Origin of the sequence: Microcoleus sp. B4-C2 (assembly GCF_036705265.1) — a bacterium.
Lineage (GTDB): Bacteria > Cyanobacteriota > Cyanobacteriia > Cyanobacteriales > Microcoleaceae > Microcoleus.
Map to the genome: position 1 here is coordinate 1 of NZ_JAUBUB010000017.1, position 19581 is coordinate 19581.

General features: G+C 46.5%; 16 protein-coding genes. 11 read left to right on the forward strand and 5 right to left on the reverse strand.

Features of this window, described 5'->3' with window-relative positions:
* Positions 1-197 precede the first annotated feature (197 nt).
* Positions 198-326: a hypothetical protein gene (locus QUB20_RS08110; RefSeq protein ID WP_333245449.1), complete on the reverse strand. Its 129-nt coding sequence runs from the start codon at positions 324-326 to the stop codon at positions 198-200.
* A gap of 243 nt (positions 327-569) precedes the next feature.
* Here QUB20_RS08110 and QUB20_RS08115 point away from each other — a divergent pair, with 243 nt between their 5' ends.
* A complete protein-coding gene (locus tag QUB20_RS08115; RefSeq protein WP_333245452.1) occupies positions 570-1580 on the forward strand; it encodes an ABC transporter permease in 1011 nt (336 codons plus the stop codon).
* A gap of 11 nt (positions 1581-1591) precedes the next feature.
* Here the strand turns inward: QUB20_RS08115 and QUB20_RS08120 are convergent, their stop codons facing one another.
* Positions 1592-2002 carry a hypothetical protein gene (locus tag QUB20_RS08120; RefSeq protein ID WP_333241423.1) on the reverse strand — a complete coding sequence of 137 codons (411 nt, stop codon included), beginning with the start codon at positions 2000-2002 and terminating at the stop codon, positions 1592-1594.
* A gap of 518 nt (positions 2003-2520) precedes the next feature.
* On the opposite strand from QUB20_RS08120, the gene QUB20_RS08125 reads away from it, so the two are divergent.
* The 4 genes from QUB20_RS08125 to QUB20_RS08140 all read left to right on the forward strand — a co-directional run bounded on the left by QUB20_RS08125 (position 2521) and on the right by QUB20_RS08140 (position 9398).
* Entirely contained in the window at positions 2521-4407 is a 1887-nt protein-coding gene (locus QUB20_RS08125) for an efflux RND transporter periplasmic adaptor subunit (RefSeq protein WP_333245455.1), read from the forward strand.
* Positions 4408-4786: 379 nt separating this feature from the next.
* The gene (locus QUB20_RS08130) at positions 4787-6004 is read left to right on the forward strand and encodes an ABC transporter permease (protein WP_333056064.1); all 1218 of its coding nucleotides are present in this window, start codon (positions 4787-4789) and stop codon (positions 6002-6004) included.
* Positions 6005-6126: 122 nt separating this feature from the next.
* On the forward strand, positions 6127-7347 hold the full coding sequence (locus QUB20_RS08135) for an ABC transporter permease (RefSeq protein WP_333241486.1): 1221 nt from the start codon (positions 6127-6129) through the stop codon (positions 7345-7347).
* Positions 7348-7667: 320 nt separating this feature from the next.
* On the forward strand, positions 7668-9398 hold the full coding sequence (locus QUB20_RS08140; RefSeq protein WP_333245458.1) for a chemotaxis protein CheB: 1731 nt from the start codon (positions 7668-7670) through the stop codon (positions 9396-9398).
* 130 nt (positions 9399-9528) lie between these two features.
* On the opposite strand, the gene QUB20_RS08145 is transcribed toward QUB20_RS08140, so the two are convergent.
* Positions 9529-12537, reverse strand: coding sequence for a glycerol-3-phosphate acyltransferase (locus QUB20_RS08145; RefSeq protein ID WP_333245461.1), 3009 nt, complete (start codon positions 12535-12537; stop codon positions 9529-9531).
* A 137-nt stretch (positions 12538-12674) separates the two neighbouring features.
* Here QUB20_RS08145 and psb35 point away from each other — a divergent pair, with 137 nt between their 5' ends.
* A complete protein-coding gene (psb35, locus tag QUB20_RS08150) occupies positions 12675-12869 on the forward strand; it encodes a photosystem II assembly protein Psb35 (RefSeq protein ID WP_333157259.1) in 195 nt (64 codons plus the stop codon).
* A 458-nt stretch (positions 12870-13327) separates the two neighbouring features.
* On the opposite strand, the gene QUB20_RS08155 is transcribed toward psb35, so the two are convergent.
* Both QUB20_RS08155 and QUB20_RS08160 read right to left on the reverse strand, forming a co-directional pair.
* Complete coding sequence (locus QUB20_RS08155) at positions 13328-13912, reverse strand: DUF6658 family protein (protein WP_333245465.1); 585 nt, start codon at positions 13910-13912, stop codon at positions 13328-13330.
* A gap of 234 nt (positions 13913-14146) precedes the next feature.
* Positions 14147-14884, reverse strand: a complete 738-nt coding sequence (locus tag QUB20_RS08160) for a DUF2993 domain-containing protein (protein ID WP_333245469.1) — start codon at positions 14882-14884, stop codon at positions 14147-14149.
* Positions 14885-15315: 431 nt separating this feature from the next.
* On the opposite strand from QUB20_RS08160, the gene QUB20_RS08165 reads away from it, so the two are divergent.
* The 5 genes from QUB20_RS08165 (at position 15316) to QUB20_RS08185 (ending at position 19363) form a co-directional block, all read left to right on the forward strand.
* Positions 15316-16725, forward strand: coding sequence for an HD domain-containing phosphohydrolase (locus tag QUB20_RS08165; protein WP_333245472.1), 1410 nt, complete (start codon positions 15316-15318; stop codon positions 16723-16725).
* 94 nt (positions 16726-16819) lie between these two features.
* Positions 16820-17413 (forward strand): pentapeptide repeat-containing protein, encoded by a 594-nt coding sequence (locus tag QUB20_RS08170; RefSeq protein WP_333241443.1) that lies wholly within the window; start codon positions 16820-16822, stop codon positions 17411-17413.
* 127 nt (positions 17414-17540) lie between these two features.
* Positions 17541-18296, forward strand: coding sequence for a DUF2993 domain-containing protein (locus QUB20_RS08175; protein WP_333245476.1), 756 nt, complete (start codon positions 17541-17543; stop codon positions 18294-18296).
* A gap of 235 nt (positions 18297-18531) precedes the next feature.
* The gene (locus QUB20_RS08180) at positions 18532-18822 is read left to right on the forward strand and encodes a DUF1816 domain-containing protein (protein WP_333241444.1); all 291 of its coding nucleotides are present in this window, start codon (positions 18532-18534) and stop codon (positions 18820-18822) included.
* Positions 18823-19087: 265 nt separating this feature from the next.
* On the forward strand, positions 19088-19363 hold the full coding sequence (locus tag QUB20_RS08185; RefSeq protein WP_333157253.1) for a DUF1816 domain-containing protein: 276 nt from the start codon (positions 19088-19090) through the stop codon (positions 19361-19363).
* Positions 19364-19581: the final 218 nt, after the last annotated feature.

Sequence of the window (19581 nt, forward strand, 5' to 3'; positions counted from 1 at the left end):
AACAGACTTATTTAGTCTAAGGGGCGGGCCAACTTCACCGATTTCTGATGTCCTCTTGCTCACACTTTCGCCTGTTACAGAACCGTTTCTACAAAACTTTCCTTGTTTCTTTAGATTCACTTCGTCGATCGGTACGATCGACTGATTGTCGGTACGATCAACTGATTGTCGGTACGATCAACTGATTGTCGGTACGATCAACTGATCATCGGTACGATCAACTGATTGTCGGTACGATCGCCCACTTGTCGGCTCGATCGCCCACTTGTCGGCTCGATCGCCCACTTGTCGGTACGATCGCCCACTTGTCGGTATGATCTAATCAATGACGTGGCAATCGCCTGACTCACTCTTTTAAGATACAAGGGGCGGGTTTTACGAGAAATATATGAAATAATTTAGTAGATTCATAAACCCGCCCTCTTCTCTTCGCGGTTCCCTAATAAAAGGCGGGTTTATCCATATCCTTCGTTACTACAAATATTTTTCGTAAAATCCGGCTGTACCAACCATATAACGATATGTGAAAATGCAGCAAAATCCGAGCCGATAGAATCTATTTTAAAAAAATGATTAATTACATTGTTAAACGTTTACTAGGACTATTCCCAGTCCTTTTCGGAATCACTCTGCTAGTATTTATATTTTTGCATTTGATACCAGGAGACCCAGCTACAGTGCTTTTGGGAGAACGGGGAACTCCCGAACAGGTGGAAATTTTGAGAGGGAGATTAGGTTTAAATCAGCCTTTGCCTTTGCAATATTTAGCTTTTTTATGGAGTTTGCTGCGCTTGGATTTGGGAAATAGCATTATTAGCGGTATTCCGATAATTGATGAAATTACAAGTCGCTGGCCTGCTACTTTTGAACTGTCTGTGGTGGCGATGTTGGTGGCACTTATTATTGGAATTCCGGCGGGGATTTTGGCGGCTGTTCGGAAAAATAGCTGGCTGGACAATCTCGCTATGAGTGGTTCGTTAATTGGCGTATCTTTGCCGGTTTATTGGTTGGGATTGATGTTGATTTATTTGTTTGCGGTTTATCTGAAATGGCTGCCTCCTAGCGGGCGGATTAGTGTAGATTTGGGGTTTGGTTTTAAGTCGATTACGGGTGTTTATGTTTTGGATTCTTTGCTGAGGTGGGATTTGGCGGCTTTTCGGGATGCGATCGCCCATATAATCCTTCCAGCTTTGACTTTAGGAACTATTCCCCTGGCTATTATAGCTCGCATCACTCGTTCTGCGATGCTGGAAGTGCTTTCTCAAGATTACATCCGCACTGCGAGGGCGAAGGGATTGCCGGAATATTGGGTGATTTTGAAACACGCTTTGAAAAATGCGTTTTTGCCGATCGTCACAACTATCGGTTTGCAGTTCGGCACTCTTTTAGGCGGCGCTATTCTGACTGAAACGATTTTCTCGTGGCCGGGAATTGGTTCTTGGATTTATAGCGGTATTCTGACGCGGGATTACCCAATTGTCCAAGGAGGAGTAATTTTTGTGTCTGTGACTTTTGTACTGATTAATCTGGCGGTTGATATTTCCTATGCTTTTTTCGATCCGAGAATTCAGTACCGTTAATTTAAAGGAAATCAGACACGAAATGCTTGTTTAACATCCGGCCGCAAGAGGTAGTAAATGCTAGCCACAGCAAAACCCAGAGTTAAAAAATTGACTGCTGTACCGCCGCTGCCAAACATTTTGGCAATTTGCGCGAGGGTGGCGATGATATGGACAATTAACGTTCCCGTCCAAGCCCAATTTTTGAGTTGAAACAAACCCCAAGTTAAGAGTAAGGAGAGGAGGCCTAAAATAAAACTGATTCCCGCAAAAATTGCAATGAAGCCCCCGATTACAGTGCCAACTTTCGCCCCGCCGACAGCCGCACCGATACCGCCAAAAATGCCAGCAAAAAGTAAGATGAACAAGCCGTCAAGGAGGCTGAAGACGCCGCTAATTAGCTGCAATATTGCCAAAACTGTTACGCTTTGAGGACGATTCATTGTTTTTATTTTCCATTTTTAACGGATTTGAAAAATATTTTAACCTGTTGTGGGGACAGGGCGGATATGTATTCAGGACTTACGCACCGCTAACCGTGAAACCGGGTTTATGAGAATTAAGTGTGTCCATACTGTGTCGTTACGAGCTTAGCACTGGCAGATCCCGCTGCGATAGCTAACACGAGTCCGCAATGACGTACTGTAGTCGATCGCCCGCTGCCCGATCGGCCTTTGTTGCTGCTGAGGAGCACGCCCCGATCTCCCAAAAATGATATTATTTATTAAAATATATTTTTATTTGCCAGCAGCCGGGAGCGATTTTGTTTAGATCCACCTCTTTTGGCTGAAAAAACTTAACATTTTTTAATAACTTGCAAAGATTAGCTATAATTGTTTACAGGTGCGGGTTGGGGAACTTTTTTGAAATCACCCGATCGGATGAGTCTGAAAGACGATGCCAAGCATCAGCAAAAATTTTACCTTTAAGGTAATCCTGAGATTAAATTAGGTGAGTCGGTATGATCGTTAGCCCTAAAAAGGAAACTGCTCAGGTCAAGGTGGAAGATACTCAGACTGTAGACACCAATCAGACTGTAGACACCAAGGCCGCAGAGACCAAAATTGCAGATAAAAAAACCGCCCAAAAGCAGTCTCCGAAGAAACCCGCGCGCAAACCGCAGCGGTGGGCGATTGGGTTGGTTGCAGCCGGGTTGCTAGCTGTACCGACCACAATATATATAGCAAAAAGTCGATCGCAGCCGAAAGTAGATGCGATCGCCACTATGACAGTGCCGGTGGAGGCGCAAAACCTCACGGTGCGGATCACCTCTAGCGGCACAGTGCAGCCGGTACAGCGCGTGAATCTCAGCCCTAAAGGCTCCGGCCGGATCGCAGAATTATTTGTCGAACAGGGCGATAAAGTCGAAGCAGGACAAATCGTGGCCCGCATGGAAAGCCGCGATGTAGAAGCTCAACTCGCTCAAGCTAAAGCCCGCGAAGCTAGCGTGCGAGCTAGACTCGCCAAAATTGAAGCCGGGAATCGATCGGAAGACATCGCCAGCGCCCGAGCGCGCTTAGATCAAGCCGAAGCCAGTCTCGCGCAAGCCCAAGCCGGCAGCCGCGTTGAAGAAGTGGCAGGAGCCAGAGCCCGCTTGCAGCAAACTCAAGCTGGCTTGCAACGACTGCGAGCCGGCAGCCGTGTTGAAGAAGTCAGCCAAGGGCGAGCTCGTTTAGCCCAAGCTCAAGCTCGTTTAGCAGACGCTCAAACTGGTAGTGTCAAACAAGAAATTGCCCAAGCACAAACGCAAATTGACTCGAGTAAAGCCCAAGCCGAACTAACAGCTCAACGGGTGGAACGCAACCGACCTTTAGTTGAAGAAGGTGCTCTGGCTAAAGATAAACTGGATGAATTAATTAAAGAAAATCGCACTGCCCAAGCTAAATTAATAGAATCTCAAAGACGCCTGCAACAACTACAAGAAAGTCGGGAGTCGCAAATTAAGCAACTGCAAGCTGCTGTGCAAGTCGAGCAGCAAGCATTGAACCAATTGCAAAACGGCACGCGCTCCGAAGAAATTGCGAGAGCCGAAGCAGAAGTTGCCGAAGCTAGAAGCAAATTAGCGCAGCTAGAAAACGGCAACCGTCCAGAAGAAATCGCCAAAGCCGAAGCAGCAGTTGCTGAAGCCAAAAGTCAATTGGCCGCACAAGAAAACGGTTCTCGCCCGGAAGAAATAGCTCAAGCTCAAGCTGAATTAGAGGAAGCTCAAGCTCAAGTCCGCTTTCAAGAAGTGCAGTTAGAAGATACGAAAGTTCGCGCTCCTTTTGCTGGAATTATTACCCAAAGATACGCCATTCAAGGAGCTTTTGTAACTCCGGCCACTTCGGCATCGGAAGCTACTTCGGCAACTTCGACATCGATTGTCGCTCTAGCTAGAGATGTGGAGGTTTTGGCGAAAGTCCCGGAGGCTGATATCAGTCAAATTAAATCGGGTCAAGAAGTTGAAATAGTGGCTGATGCTTATCCAGATAAAGTGTTTAAAGGTCGCGTTAAATTAATTGCGCCGGAAGCTGTTAAGGAACGGGATGTGACGCTATTTCAAGTGCGAGTTGCCATTGATACGGGCAAAGATTCGCTGCAATCGGGGATGAATGTAGATTTGAGATTTGTTGGTCAAAAGCTGAGCAATGCTTTAGTTGTGCCGACGGTGGCAATTGTGACTAATAAAGGTCAAACTGGTGTGCTGGTTCCTGATGAGAAACAACAGCCGCAGTTTAAGCCTGTTACGGTTGGATCGACTATTGGCAACAAGATTCAGATTTTGGAGGGTGCAAAAGCGGGCGATCGCGTTTTTACCGAACTTCCTCAAGGTAAAAAGCTGGAGGATATTATCAAGAATCAGAAATAGGGCATGGGGCATAGGGCATGGGGTATTATTTATCTCGATCGCTCTAGGGTGTTTTCTTTCCCCGGAGATCCCCCCTAACCCCCCTTAAGAAGGGGGGGACAAGAGCAGTCAAAGTCCCTCTTAAGAAGGGGGGACAACAGTATTCAAAGTCAACCCCTACTCCCCTTATTAAGGGGGATTTAGGGGGATCGAGGCTCGGCTACAAGCGAGTTTATTATGGGTTTAAATATTAAGTTGACACCAATAATCCCAATCCCAAATCCCAAATCCCAAATCTAAAATCTAAAATCGAATAATCCAATCCCAAATCTAAAATCTAAAATCTAAAATCGAATAATCCCCAATCGAAAATCTAAAATCTAAAATCTAAAATCGAATTATGGATATTGTTGAAAGCGTCAAAATGGCTGTCACAACTTTGATGGCAAACAAGCTTCGCAGCACCTTGACGATGTTAGGAATTATCATCGGCAATGCTTCTGTCATTTCGATGATCGGTATCGGCGAAGGAGCTCAAACATTTATCGAAGGACAGGTTAACTCTCTGGGTTCAAACTTGCTATTTATTATTCCCGGAAGTCCTGAAGCACAAAGCCGCCCGGTGATTCCGCCCCAGACTTTAGTAGTGGAAGATGCAGAGGCGATCGCATCTCAAGTTGCTTCTGTCGAAGAAGTCGCACCAACTCTCAATGATAGTCAACTCGTTACTTACCGCAACAAAAATGTCTCATCTTCCATTGTCGGAACTACCCCAGAGTTTCTGACAGTCAGAAGCTTTGATGTTGCCCAAGGTCGATTTTTAAACAAATTAGATTTAGAAAGACAAGAAAATGTGGTTGCTTTAGGATCGGAAGCAGCCGAACAATTGTTTGGTAATACACCGCCACTTGGTCAATACATCCGCATCAAAAACTCGACTTTTCAAGTGATTGGTGTCATGCAGGCTAAAGGCTCAAGTTTTGGCGACAATCAAGATATGAATGTTTATTTGCCGCTGACAACAATGGCAAACCGAATTGTTGGTCGCTCGTCTCCATACGGTACAAAAGTAACATTTATTTCGGTTTCCATTAAAGATGAAAGTATGATGCAAGCAGCCCAATTTCAAATAGAAAATTTGCTCAGGTTGCGTCATAAAATTACAAAAGAAGATGATTTTACTGTTCGCAACCAGAAAGATTTAATGAATACTTTGGGCAGTATTACTGGTGCTTTGACGTTGATGCTGGCTTTCGTGGCGGCAATTTCGCTGTTTGTCGGCGGCATCGGGATTATGAATATCATGCTGGTTTCGGTTACTGAACGCACGAAGGAAATTGGGCTGAGAAAGGCGATCGGAGCTTCTCAGCAAGATATCCTGATTCAGTTTATGATCGAGTCTGTGATTTTGTCAGCGGCAGGCGGGGCGATCGGCACTGGATTCGGTATCGGCGGCGTGCTTTTAGTCGCTGCTTTTACTCCTCTGCAAGCTAGTGTTTCCCCAATGGCGATCGCACTTGCAGTCGGTGTTTCCGGTAGTATCGGCTTATTTTTCGGCATCGTACCTGCAAAACAAGCTGCTAAATTAGACCCGATTGTGGCATTGAGAAGTGCTTAAGAAGTCAATAGTCATTAGTTATTAGTCATTGGTTATTTGTTGGTTTCAATTACCAATGCCCGATGCCCGATGCCCGATGCCCGATGCCCAATTCTAAATTTCCAATTCCCAATTCCCAAATTATGAATTTTATTGAAAGCGTCAAAATGGCCGGTCAAACGCTACTAGCCAACAAAACTCGCAGCAGTTTAACAATGATCGGGATGATTGTCGGCAATGCCTCAGTAATTGCGATGATTGGAATTGGAGAAGGAGCTCAAAAATTTGTAGCAGGACAAGTTCAATCCCTGGGTACAAATGTATTAATCGTGAGGCCTGGAGTTCCCAACGCGAGGCGAAGTACCATCTCAAGTGCGCCTCAAACTCTCGTACTGCCAGACGCAAAGGCGATCGCAACTCAAGTCCCATCCGTTCAAGGCGTGTCAGCAGAACTTAACAGTTCCGAAATAGTTCGCTACAGCAACAAAAATGTTTCGTCTCTAATTTTTGGCACAATTCCAGAGTTTCTAGAAGTTAGAAGCTTTGAAATGGCAAAAGGGCGGTTTTTGACCGAACTTGATGTTAAGCAAAGTAACCAAGTTGTAGTGCTCGGTTCAGAATTGGCCGAGAAACTTTTTGGCAATACAAATCCCTTGGGCGAACAAGTGCGGATCAAAAATGTCAGCGTCAAAGTAATTGGAGTATTGGCGCCCAAAGGCACATCTTTTGGTACGAATTTTGATAATTCCGCCGCTGTGCCGATCACCACAATGGCCAATCGCATAGTCGGGCGCACATCTCCCTACGGTTTGGCTGTCACATCGATATTTATTTCGATTAAAGATGAATCGCAAATGGACGCGGCGCAATTTCAGGTGGAAAACCTGCTGAGATTGCGGCACAAAATTACTACCGAAGATGATTTTACTGTCAGAAATCAGAAAGATTTAATGGCAAGAATGGGGGCCATTTCCGGCGCTTTGACTCTGATGTTAACTGCTGTTGCCAGCATTTCCCTATTAGTCGGCGGAATTGGGATTATGAACATTATGCTTGTGTCCGTTAGCGAACGCACTCAGGAAATTGGGCTCAGAAAGGCGATCGGCGCATCCCAACAAGACATCTTATTTCAATTTATTGTCGAAGCTGTAATTTTATCCGCTGCCGGAGGGATAGTCGGTACTTGCGTAGGTGTCGGCGGTATCTTGCTTGTAGGTAATTTCACGCCTTTGCAAGCTGGAATATCACCCGTGGCGATCGCCCTGGCTGTCAGTGTATCCGGTGCAGTAGGCCTCTTCTTCGGCGTTGTCCCCGCCCGCCAAGCCGCCAAACTAGACCCGATCGCAGCTTTGAGGAGTGCTTAATAAATATTTACTTACTCAGTTACACAATCCGCGCCTTTTATGCTGGTAAAAAGTATCTTGCTCTAAATATAAAAAAACTGTTTTTTTTGTGAAAAATTAGCAACCTTGCAGTATCTGAGTCAGTTTTAATGTCTGTATATTTACGGATATTCAAAGCGCAAAACTTCATAAAAAGCCCGTTAAATTTTAAATAAAGCTTGGTTGTGACGTTTACGTCTCAACCAGAAAGTTTAATATTATTAAATAAGGGGTAAACACACCTAAGCATCTACAGATGGTACGAACCTTTGCGCTTTAATCAAAATATCCAATAAATAAACATGGCATCCCTGACCCCCAGTCCTAACTTTGACTATCTTGAAGGAACCATCCAACCAGACAGATTTAACGCCTTGGATGGCAACGACATAATTTATGCCAACAGCGGAGACGACTATCTCGAAGGCGATGTCGGCAAAGACAAAATCTGCGGCGACCAAGGCAACGATACTATCATTGGCGGTGCAGACGACGACATCCTCTGGGGGGGCAAAGGCAGCGACCTAATTAGTGGCGATTCCGGCAACGATCTCATCTACGGTGGCGCAGGCAGCGATACCATGAGTGGTGGCACAGGCGATGATATATTTGCCATTGCTAAAGGCAGCGGTGGCCCAACTGTAGTCACAGCCGACTACATCGCCGACTTCGGCAACGGGAATGACAAAATTCGATTGCTAGACGGCCTGGGCTTTGAAGATTTAAACATCCAGCAAGGCACCGGAGTCAACAGCAACAGCACCGTAATTCAAGACAAACTCACGGGCGAGTATTTAGTAGTATTGGCAGGAGTCAACAGCAACACAATCAACCGCGACCAATTCACCAATCAGCTATCGGGAAACCCTGTCATTGAGTGGAACGGAGTCATGCTGAATGCAGTGCGGACAGGCAACACCGCGCCTCCCCTCGCCTCACGCAACATGGCAATGGTTCACGCAGCCATTTACGATGCTGTTAACTCGATCAGCAAAAAATACAGCCCTTACCAGGTCAACATAGATGCACCAGCAGGCACATCAGCAGAAGCTGCCACAGCCGCAGCCGCCCACCGCGTCTTAGTCAGCGTCTACCCAGCGCAAGCAGCCACATTCAACGAAGTATACGCATCATCTCTAGCAAAAATTCCCGACGGCAAAGCTAAAGAAGACGGGATTGCCCTCGGACAGCAAGTTGCCGACCAAATTATCAGTTTGCGGAATAAAGACGGCATCGCCAAAGTAGTGGAGTACAACCCCTCAAGCAACCTTGGCAGTTGGGTTCCGACTCCCCCCGCCCTTGCCGCCCCGCTGGCACCACAGTGGGGAGAAGTTACTCCCTTTGCCATGACTAGCGGTTCTCAGTTCCGCCCGCCCGGCCCGCCCGCCCTTGACAGCGCGAAGTACGCAGAGGAAGTTAACTACGTCCAAGAAATCGGCAAAAGTGACAGCCTCACACGCACCCCAGACCAAACAGTCATCGCCAAATTCTGGGCCAACGGCGCTGGGACGTTTACCCCTCCGGGTCACTGGAACCAAATCGCCGAAGAAACAGCGACTCTCACTGGTCAATCCTTAGAAGATAGCGCCCGCTTATTCGCCCTGCTGAATATTGCTCTCGCCGATGCAGCTATTAGTTGCTGGGATGCCAAGTACCAGTACAATTTATGGCGGCCGCTGACAGCTATCCGCCAAGCTGACACAGACAACAATCCCAACACGACAGCCGACCCCCTGTGGACGCCTCTGCTAACTACTCCGCCGTTCCCTGAGTATACCTCGGGCCACAGTACCTTTAGTGGTGCCGCTGATCCTGTTATGAGTGCTGTATTTGGTTCAGATTACGGCTTTGCCGATCGAGGTGATCCATCTGTCAACACTTTGCGAACCTATCAAAACTTCAGCGAAGCGGCCGACGAATCGGGTATAAGTCGAATTTACGGAGGGATTCATTTCATGAGTGCTAACGTAAATGGTTTGAGTGCGGGTAGAAATCTGGGGAATTATGTTCTCCAGAATTTCTTAACAGCCTAGGAAAGTTGGGACGGGTTTACGAGATTGCTGAGATGTTGCACCATTTTCAATAATCTTTTTAGGAACAGGCAAGATGCCTGTTCCACAAGAAATCAACTCTTTGTGGAACAGGCATCTTGCCTGTTCCTAATTATTCCAGCAGTTCTACAGTGCCGAGATACCCGTCTACTCGCACTTTTTGACCGTCTCGGAAGCGAGTTGTAGCTTCAGAAATATTCATAACTGCGGGAATTTTGTACTCGCGAGCGATTATTGCTCCGTGAGATAGTTGGCCGCCAACTTCGGCGATAATTGCTGTTGCTCCTAATAGCAGCGGTGCCCAACCTGCATCGGTGTAAGGAACTACTGCGATCGCATTTTCTCCTAAATCCGTGCTCGCGGTGCGGCAAATCTTGACAAAGCCTTCGACACTACCAATACTTGCTGGAATTCCCTGGATGATATTAGTTTCCGATGTTGCGGAGTCGATCGCCCTTCTGTGAGAATTTGGCAGCAAATTGCCGTAGACAACAGGGGGAATCGGGCGATCGCGATCGGCTTTTAACTGTTGGCGCCTTTCCCTAATTGTATCTTGAAAAGAAACACTCGCGCCGCTGCGAATCCACTGCTGAATCTCCCCAAATTCCAGATAAAAAATATCCCCGCTTTCCTGAAACACCTGCATTGCCAATCCGCAAGCTTCAATCTCCAAAAAAGTCCACCGTAAATGAGCCAACAACCGCGCGTAAATTTCGCTAATTTCGTTTTTGACAAGAGCTCTTTCTTGACATTTATCTAATCGCCACTTCTGCGAAAAAGTCAATTTTGTTTCACGCTTTTCAACTACTAAATTAGTTTCGGCTTTTTGAGCCATATTTATTAGCAACTTTTGATAAACTTCCGGTTGTTCTCGCCAAGTAGGAACCGCAATATCCGTTCCCACCTCGCTCAAATATCCGTAAATATCAAGCCACTTTTCAAAATCTGCTTGTAAAGCCGGAGTTTCCGCAAATGTCTGTGCTAAATCTGCGACTGAACCAGTTTCGTCAGGCTGCGAAACAGCAGCTTGTCGCAATTTCTGAGCCAACTGCTGTAAAGCTCGCACCGAAGCAATTTCAGGAGCGCTGTCATTAGCCAGCCAGTCATCATTAACGCGAAAAATTGCCTTGCGAATAGCCAGCCCGATCGGCCCTAATATATTGTAGTAAGTAATCGGTTTCAGCCACTCCTGAATTTGCTCCGCTCTCTCCAACAATTCCAACAAATATTGATAATCGAGCCTTGGGCATTGGGCATTGGGCATTAATATTTCTTCTTCGCTCCAACCTCTTCCTTCTTCCTTCTTCCCTCTTCCTTCTTCCTTCTCCAAACTTTGCAGTGCCGGGAGGAAAATAGAACTACGATCGCCCTTAAATTCTGCATTGAGCGCCCTTTCTCGCTGCACCAGACGCCACAAACCAGGCAAAGAAGGCAAAATCTTCCCCAAAGGCGGCTTGCCCATCTTTTGCCCTCTCAGCAAAAATTCCAAACCCTGCTCCGGCAATCCCATCATCCGAAAGATTTCGCCCAACAAAGTCGCATTAAAATAGGCGTGAGAACCCAGCAAAGTTGCCGTTTCATTAAAGTTTAAGCCACTGGCGCGATCGCCCAAAACCACCTTGAAAATCTCCCCCCAAACCCCACAAGTCAGCGGCCGGTTAATCGACCAAGTTAGCGGGCGAATTGCACCGGGAATCACTTCTGCTGCAATAGTGCGCGTCCAAAAAGGCTGCAAATTAGTAATTGGGCGGCTTTGCAAAATCCAAACTTTTTCGCCATCCCAACTCCATTCAATATCCTGCGGGACTCCGTGAAAAAATGCTTCAATAGCTTGGGCTTGTTTCACCAATTCTGCTAAAATGGATTGAGCAATAATTGAATTACTTTGAACTTCAGTTAATTTTTTTTCTAATGATTCAGGTTGACTAAAATCAATTTCTAAATGAACCGGAGTACATTGTCCGCCGACAACAGCTTCTGCTCCTCCCGGTAAAGCTTCAATAATTACCTGGGAACCGCCATCTAAAGGATTGCGACTGAACATGACTCCCGCAAATTGGCTGTCAATATAAGGCTGAATTAATACAGCCATTTTGGTGTCTGGCAATTGTCGCTGTCGGCGGTAAGCCACTGCTTCGGAAGTCCAATAAGACTGGCGGCAGCGATTAATGCCGTCGAGTAATTCTGCTTCAGTGAAAACAGGGCCAATAGTTTGATATTGTCCGGCGGCTGAACTCGTATCGCCATCTTCTCCTGCAGCAGAAGAGCGCACAATCATTCGATTTTGGATTTTGGATTTTAGATTTTGGATTACAGAATTACTGATTAACAGTCGATCGGCATTTTCCTCATTCCTGCTTCCTTCTCCCCTCTTCCTTCTTCCTTCTTCCTTCTTCCCTCTTCCTTCTTCCTTCGATGGCAATATAAAACCAGCAGGTACATTAAACCCGGCTCGTTTGAGTTGAGACAATTTAGCCGCTTTATCACCGCAGATTGCAGCATCTAACGAGTCATCAAGAGAAAACAATTGTTCTGATTTAGATAAAGCCATATCATCACCTTGACTGAAATTAATTGCTGCTAACAACAAAGCTAATCCTGCTGCTGCTAAAAATTCCGGCATTGATTGTCGCCACACCCAAACCCAGATTGGGGTACACAGACACCCGCAACGGGAAGCAAAGAGTCTCGCCCGATCGCCCTCACCCCACCACCGCTGTGCCAAACCCCACACCAGCAGCCCCCAAATGCCCGATGATACAGCCACCGGCGGCGAAAATACCAAAAGACCCCAAACAGCATTGGTCACGCCTCCACCTCCGGCGATCGCATATCTGCCCGCAACTAGAGGAATTAACAGGGCGATCGCGATCGCAGGTGCATCCGGGAAGCAAAATCGCCCCGCCAAAACCGGCAAAATACCCCTGGCAATTTCCGCCAACACCGCAGCAATTCCCGCTAATTTCCCCCCATGAATGAAAGCAGCCGACACGCCCACATTCCCCGTGCCCAGCGCCCTCAAATCTCGGCGGCTAAACACTCGCACCGCCCATCCCGTTAGCGGTAAAGCACCCAAGCTGAAACTAGCAGCCAACAGCAATGCTATTGTCCCCAACCGCATAAAATCAGCTCTCCTATTTTCAACCTCTAAACATTATGACGGCAATTCTGTCAATTTTTCTGTCTTCCGATATATCAACCAAACGGCATTAACACTTAAGATAATGTAAAAGTAGAGTAGATAAGGATTTAACTATCATGACAGATGTCAGCTTGACGACCCCAATAGCAGTTCTTGTCGCTGGCTTTATTGCCGCAGTTACGATCGGGTCGATCGCCTGGTACAACTCCAAGCGCCCACCCGGTTGGGAATCCAAAGAACGCCCTGATTTTGTACCGAAAGTTGATAAAGACGATTTGATTGCTGATGTTTCTGACTCCAAAGGTAAATAAAACAAAGTTTCTTTAGAGGAATAAAAGCAGGACTTGTGCATTAATTAATGAGAAAACTCGGTCAGTGCGAGTTTGTCATTGCCAGCCGGAGCGCTGCAATTTCAATGGTTCATTTTCCCATTTTTTGCACAAGTCCTAGAAATTTAAAATCCCCATCTAAAATATCAAATATCGGTAATGTGCGCCCTAAGCATCCTAAATATACAGGGCTTACGAAAAAAGTAAGTAGTTTTACATGATACATATAACGTAAGGTGCGCCATAAGCACCATAGATATACAGGACTTACGAAAAAAGTAATTTTAGAGGATTAATATAGGGTAAGGTGCGTCCAGCGCACCTAGAGATTCTGCGTCCAAGACAGATATAGAATTTCTGGGTAAATCTTGTGAATATAGTGTAGGGGCTATTCTGAAAAAACCCCTACAAATCGGCGATACCGCGCCAGTTATGCTAGCTTATTTTTGCAGCGGATTGAGTTTCGTAACCGAGCTTTCCTTGGCATCTTCAGCGCTATCTTGGAGGAAACCAGAAGCATCCTTAAAGGCGGCGCCTACTCTCTCTAAAATATTGGCATCGGGATCGCTGCGATCGAATACGGGTTGAGCCTTAGCCGGCTGTCCGTCTGGCGCTTCTAACAGAGTTTTATCTCCGCCGAGTTCGAGGTCGAACTTGTCAGTTTCCATCGGTGCAGAACCCGGATAAAGCAGCTTTGAGGAATTAGATTCAGCGGTAGTCGCAGCCAGGAGACGATCGCCGATAATCGCCAAATCAGCCCGATTCTTTTCTGCTTGAGCAGGGGACTGATTTACTTTAGGATCTGTGGAGGTTTTATAATTCGTGTATCCATCACCGCCACCCTTGTGAGGGTTATTCATTCCTCCAGCTTGAACGGGAGGATTCTCAGGCCGAGCTCCTCGAACATCGCCCGCATTGCAAGCGGTACTGGTAAACAGCAGCACACCTGCCATAAATACAGTCAACAATTGACTCAAAAATTGACCGATACGCAGTCTTTCAAAAAAAGCAGTTACAGTGTTCACAAAACTTTTCCAATTTTTTACTACTACTTGTTAAGAGTAAAAGTTAAGTCCCCATCCCTGCCTCTAACGGCGGTGATATTTTGGTGCCGGTTGCTATCGACTTTTTTATAACTTTAGAGGGATTTCATCAACGGCGGAGATTTTTCCAAAGCCAAGCATAATCATAGGGTGCGCCAGTTCCAATAGTTGCTGGAATTGAAGAGCTTTTTTGTTTCTGACCCACCCTACAAGCTCCTAATTAGGGAATTGTTCTACTTTCGCTTCAGCTTGCAAAGTTAGCACACCAGCTTCCACATTTAGCTGCTGAATTCGCAGGGACATTCCCTCAATTTCAAAATTTCGCAAGTTTAAAACCTCACCAGCCTTGTCCGCCAAAGCTGCTGTTAACTCCGGCGAAAATTCCTTGTTTTCGGGATACTCGACATCCTGAAGAGAAATTGCCCAACCGCCCGCTGCGATCTCAGGTTTTGCTGTAAAATAAATTTTTTCAGTTGAGGCAGTTTCCCGTACCAATACCTCAGCATTTAAAGCGATTTTTCCGGCTAGCAATTGGCACTCAATAGTTTTAACGTCTATTGTCAGCAGTTGTCCCTCAACAGTAACTTTTAAGTTTTTCAGTTTCCTGCTGATGTATTCGGAATTAAAAGCGCGGTTGATATCGCTTTCTGTTAAAACTGCGCGCGCCCCACCGAAGGCAGGCCCGTTCAGTTCAATTTTACCAAACATAGCGGTGAGGGGATTGACAGCAATATCCTTGACGTGAATTTGCAATTCTTCCACGCGCAAATCTTGTTGCATTACCAATCCTTTGCCCTCAACCGCAACGGCCTCTACTTCTCCCTGGGCTAGCTGGCCCGGATCGGTGTTAACTGTGACAGACAAAGTTTCGGATTCGTCTAATTTGCTAGCAATAGCAATCTCGGCCACTTTGTCGATCGCCTGTTCCCCTAAACTTCTATTTTGTTGAAGCACGCTCAGAATTCCTAATAATATTGTTTTCAAATAGTAGTTAATACCTAATTGAGTTAGCGTCTTCCTCTTGGGAGGTTTCTCGTCTGAAAAAAACTCAGCCAAAGACAGAGGGTTTCCAGAAAATTGCTAAAATTAATCAGGTAGTCTTCGGCGCACTCTACATTGACCGAAAGCATCCAGGATACAAGCCGCCGGATTCATTCCTTCGCAGACTCAGGACGGAGAAATAAAAAACCTGTATCCGATAAAGGAACCCCCGAACTTATCCGTGGGTCAATTCTAAAATCTAAAATCTAAAATCTAAAATCTAAAATCGATTGACTCGGTTGCGAAGCGGTAAAAACTCAAAAACTCGGATTTTTGCCAAAAGTCTTTTCGAGAAGTTCGATCGCCCGCTACAATTAAGTTAAGAGCCGGCACCGCCATTTGCAATGAATTCAGAATCAACTCTCGCTAGACTACAAGCTACACTTCCCGACGGAAAACTGCCTTCTAGCTACGGGGTATACTTCAAAAACACCCTAGTAGCCCTATGTCACGCCCTAGAAGACCACATTTTGCAAACCAGTGGCGGGGACAAGAGTGAACTCCAACCCTTAGTTTTGGTAACGTTTCAGCAGGGTAAATGGTATTTACAGGAAGCCGATCGCTACCTAGATATTGCTAATGCCTCTAGGCGCGTTGTCATCGGTGCAGTAGCCGACAGCGGTTTCGCTACCCACAAAACCGGGCAATTAGAAAATGTATCTTTAATAAATCTTGATGAGAGCGATCCCATAATTCAAGAATGGAATTTAATCATCCTCGCCCCGACATACAAAGCAATGGTGCTTTGTCGCGAACTTTCAGACCAAGAATACTTGCCAGAAGGCAAGCCTGAAGTAGATACAGAACGAAAGTTCTACGGCTTGTGGTCGTTTGACCAGTCTTTGGTGTCGGCTGCTGCTGAAATTTTTATAGAACAGACGCGATATTACAACTCTCCCTTGGCCGACAGTTTGCTGGAAATGTACCACGAAATCCTGGCAACCAAAGGCCCGCCCTTGGCCGACATTAGTGGCGTGGTATCGCGGATAGTCACTTACCTGCAAAGTTCTCAGCAGCAAATGGTAGCAATTAACCGCCAAACCCGCGAGTTGTGGGAATTGGAAGGTCAAGCTTTGCGTGTCAGTCGTAATTTGAACGCTAACAAACTTCAAGCTTTTCTGCGAATGGCCCAGCGCGTGGACGAACGCGATACCTCAAATCCTACAGCGTCCTTGCAGGTGGCGGCTTTGTCGGAAACTTTGGGTCAACTGCTGGATTTGCCGGCTTTGCAGTTGCGGAGGCTGCGGCTGGCTGGATTGCTATTTCGAGTCGGCTTAATTTCGGCCCCGAATGAGGTGTTCGATCGCACTCCCGATGCTTTTGACGAAGCAACTTTCTCGTTTTGGCGCGATCGCAGTTTCATTGGTTCCCAACTGCTGCAAGCAATGCCGGAACTAGCACCTGTAGCGGAAATTGTCAAGCATAAACTCGAATATTGGGACGGCAGCGGCAGGCCAGAGGGTTTGCGAGCCGAAGCGATACCGATGACTTCGCGGATTTTGGGGTTAGTCGCTTATTTTCAAGAACTGACTCAACCACGTGGCGATCGTCCGGCTTTGAGTTTGAGCGAAGCTTTGGAACAGTGCCGCGAACTGTCGGGCACTCGCTTCGATCCGGCTTTGCTGGAAACTCTCAGCAACGTCGTCAGAATGACAGAAATTGGTTTGATGGAGTTACCAACTCGCCCAAGCCAACTGCCTAACGTGTGGTTGGAGGAGGGCGATCGAACGACCTCGGCCGCTCCGGCATTATAAAATAACTCGACTGTTGACTGTTGACTGTTGACTGTTGACTGTTGACTGTTGACTGTTAACCAACAACTGACAACCAACAACTGACAACTGACTAATGACTAATGACCTCGAAGCCATACGCAAAGGCAAAATTTTGATGTTGGCCGGCACTGATTTAGCCGGCCAAGACTTAGCGGGAGCGGATCTCGCCGGTGCTAACTTGTCTCAAGCCAACTTGAGTGGAACTAATCTCGCCGGCGCTAACTTGCAGCGGGCCGTATTGCGAGCCAACCTCCGCGGCGCTGACTTGAGCGGCGCCAACCTGCGAGGGGCAGATTTTCGGAATGCCGATTTGCGGGGAGCTTCCTTCGCTAACGCTTTAGTCCGCGACGCCAGTTTTGGGGGTGCTTTTTTGACGGGGGCATCCATCGGCAATTTGGATTTGAGCGGTGTCGATTTGCGGGGCGCCGATTTGCGGGGCGCTGCTTTGGCTAGGGCAATTTTGCTTGGTGCCGATTTGAGCCATGCCAATTTATCCGGCGCTGATTTATCGGGAGCTGACTTGGAAGAAGCGATCCTGAATGGAGCCGTATTGCGCGGCGCTAACTTGACCGGGGCTAATTTGCTTTGCGCCATGATCGAACAAACCGTTTGGGATGGAGCTTTGCTCGATCGCGCCTGTCTCCAAGGCACCCCCCTGAGCCTTTAAATTTCAACAATGTTGTTTTGAAGACAGACAAAAAACAAGATCTGCTTATGATGTGAATAAGCACAAGCTATTTTTACATTTCTTAATATGAGGTTATAATGGCGACTGTAGATGAGCAAACGAATAAATGGTAGCAGCTTTGTTTAGCGGTACATCCTTTCAAGGTCAAAGTGGCGATCGCCTTGTTAGTAAAGTAGCAGGAGCTGCGATCGCAGCCTTATTCAAGCGTTCTGAAAAGGCCGAGGCCAACATCCGAGTCGAACCAGTAGCCAAACTCTTGCAGGGAAGCATCGACGGTTTCGACTTCGTTGGCAAAGGTATGTTGATGTACAACGGCCTTCGCATAGAAGTGATGGAACTCTATCTGCAAGCACTCTCCATTGATTTTGGGGCGATTTTTGCAGGTCAAGTGAAATTGCGGCAGCCTACCCAGGCAAATATGCGAGTAGTCTTAAGTCGATCGGATTTAACCACCTCATTCAATACACCTTTTGTAGTTGAAAAACTCCAGAAGCTGAAGTACCAAGAGCAATCTCTGCACTTTCAAAACACTGAAGTCAGCTTCGGAACCGACAAATCAATTCGGCTTCAGTCCGAAATTACCGTAGGCGAGGCCAGCGAACCGGTCAAAATAGATATTACAGCTCAATTGCAAGTAGAAGACCGACGTAAAATCCAATTTGTCAGCGTTACTTACGGCGGTGACGGGCAAGCAGTAGACTTGGGTCAAGCTATAATTGCCCACGTAAATAACTTGCTAGACTTAGACAAATTTGCCTTAGAAGGCACTCAACTGCGAGTAGACCGCTGCCGAGTTCAGAATGACGAGCTGGTTTTCTACGGTTGGGCTGGTATCGAACAGTTCCCCAAAGGCAAGCGCTAAACCTCAGCAAGCTGAGGTTTGCCCAGCCATCTAGTTTGGAAAAAGAGCATTTTTTAGTTAGCAAACAACCCGCATCGGCGGGTTTTGCTTTAGATTTTAGATGGGAGGAAAAATCTAAGATATAAAATCTCGCATCTAAAGTCGATCGACGCAAAATCAGCACTGAGGTTGATTCGATCTGGCAAATTATTTTGATAGATTTAAATAATAAATTAAACCACCCTCAAGAATAAAGATGCTCGGATTTTATTTATTTTGTATCTACGTTGCAGTCTTGTCCGTGTTGGCCGGGCCGAACCACCGCCGGTCTGAGAAATGGTGGGTAGAAATTGTCACCGATTTGCCCCACTGTACCTACTATTTTGGCCCCTTCGACACCGACAAAGAAGCTTCCAGCAATATTCCAGGCTACATCGAAGACTTGGAAAGCGAGGGAGCTAAAAGGGTTAGTATCCGCATCAAACGCTGTCAGCCTTCGCATCTTACCATTTGCGAAGAAGAATTATCAGCAAGTGTAGAGATTTAAAAAAGTTGAGTTTTGACTTAACTCAAACCTCAACAATAATATAAACACACTCTTCTTCTAGTCCTTACCTTGCGGACTTTGTATGTCTAGCAGTCACTTACCGCCACCCAGCCTAGAACTCTTCTCCACCAAAATGCTGATTTGATGCAGCACTTACTCTCAAAAATTACCTGCGTCAAATCAGCACTGAGGATGAGGCGATCGAGTTATTTGCCCGGATAAGTTGATAAGAGTAAACACTACTTAAGTATTCCCAGAGGTAAATATGTTTGAAATCTCTATGTTGGGTATGTTTTTCACGGCTTTTTGGCTACTAGCTCAACCTGCTAGCAGCACTCGACGCGACGAATGGTGGGTAGAAGTTGATACAGATTCGCCAAAGCGTACCTATTACTTCGGGCCCTATGACAGCAGACAGGAAGCTTCCGACAACTCGAACGACTACATCCGAGACTTGGAAAACAAAGGATCTAAAAAAATTAGCATCAACATCAAACAAGGTAGCCAACCTACTCAGCTAAGAGCTAGCGAAGAGTCTTGAGAAGGTGGGAAAGTGCAAATTACGGGCGAAGAAAAGTTGACTTATTAACAGGGTATTTTTCAAATGAGATCGCGCTTGCATACAGTAGGGACACAACAATGCTGTGTCCCGATGAAATAGTGAAGAAAGGGTATTATCTGCGTCCGAGAAATGCACGTTTTTTCAATTAAAACAGCAGGAGTCCCGCAGTCTAACGGTACTCCGGTGAGTGACGGGAG

Excerpts from the sequence above, each read along its gene's own strand:
- QUB20_RS08145 (WP_333245461.1), bottom strand. The coding sequence starts at position 12,537 with ATGCGGTTGGGGACAATAGCATTGCTGTTGGCTGCTAGTTTCAGCTTG.
- QUB20_RS08115 (WP_333245452.1), top strand. The coding sequence starts at position 570 with ATGATTAATTACATTGTTAAACGTTTACTAGGACTATTCCCAGTCCTT.
- QUB20_RS08130 (WP_333056064.1), top strand. The coding sequence starts at position 4,787 with ATGGATATTGTTGAAAGCGTCAAAATGGCTGTCACAACTTTGATGGCA.
- QUB20_RS08185 (WP_333157253.1), top strand. The coding sequence starts at position 19,088 with ATGTTTGAAATCTCTATGTTGGGTATGTTTTTCACGGCTTTTTGGCTA.
- QUB20_RS08165 (WP_333245472.1), top strand. The coding sequence starts at position 15,316 with ATGAATTCAGAATCAACTCTCGCTAGACTACAAGCTACACTTCCCGAC.
- QUB20_RS08140 (WP_333245458.1), top strand. The coding sequence starts at position 7,668 with ATGGCATCCCTGACCCCCAGTCCTAACTTTGACTATCTTGAAGGAACC.
- QUB20_RS08125 (WP_333245455.1), top strand. The coding sequence starts at position 2,521 with ATGATCGTTAGCCCTAAAAAGGAAACTGCTCAGGTCAAGGTGGAAGAT.
- QUB20_RS08135 (WP_333241486.1), top strand. The coding sequence starts at position 6,127 with ATGAATTTTATTGAAAGCGTCAAAATGGCCGGTCAAACGCTACTAGCC.
- QUB20_RS08170 (WP_333241443.1), top strand. The coding sequence starts at position 16,820 with ATGACTAATGACCTCGAAGCCATACGCAAAGGCAAAATTTTGATGTTG.
- QUB20_RS08175 (WP_333245476.1), top strand. The coding sequence starts at position 17,541 with ATGGTAGCAGCTTTGTTTAGCGGTACATCCTTTCAAGGTCAAAGTGGC.
- QUB20_RS08180 (WP_333241444.1), top strand. The coding sequence starts at position 18,532 with ATGCTCGGATTTTATTTATTTTGTATCTACGTTGCAGTCTTGTCCGTG.
- QUB20_RS08120 (WP_333241423.1), bottom strand. The coding sequence starts at position 2,002 with ATGAATCGTCCTCAAAGCGTAACAGTTTTGGCAATATTGCAGCTAATT.
- psb35 (WP_333157259.1), top strand. The coding sequence starts at position 12,675 with ATGACAGATGTCAGCTTGACGACCCCAATAGCAGTTCTTGTCGCTGGC.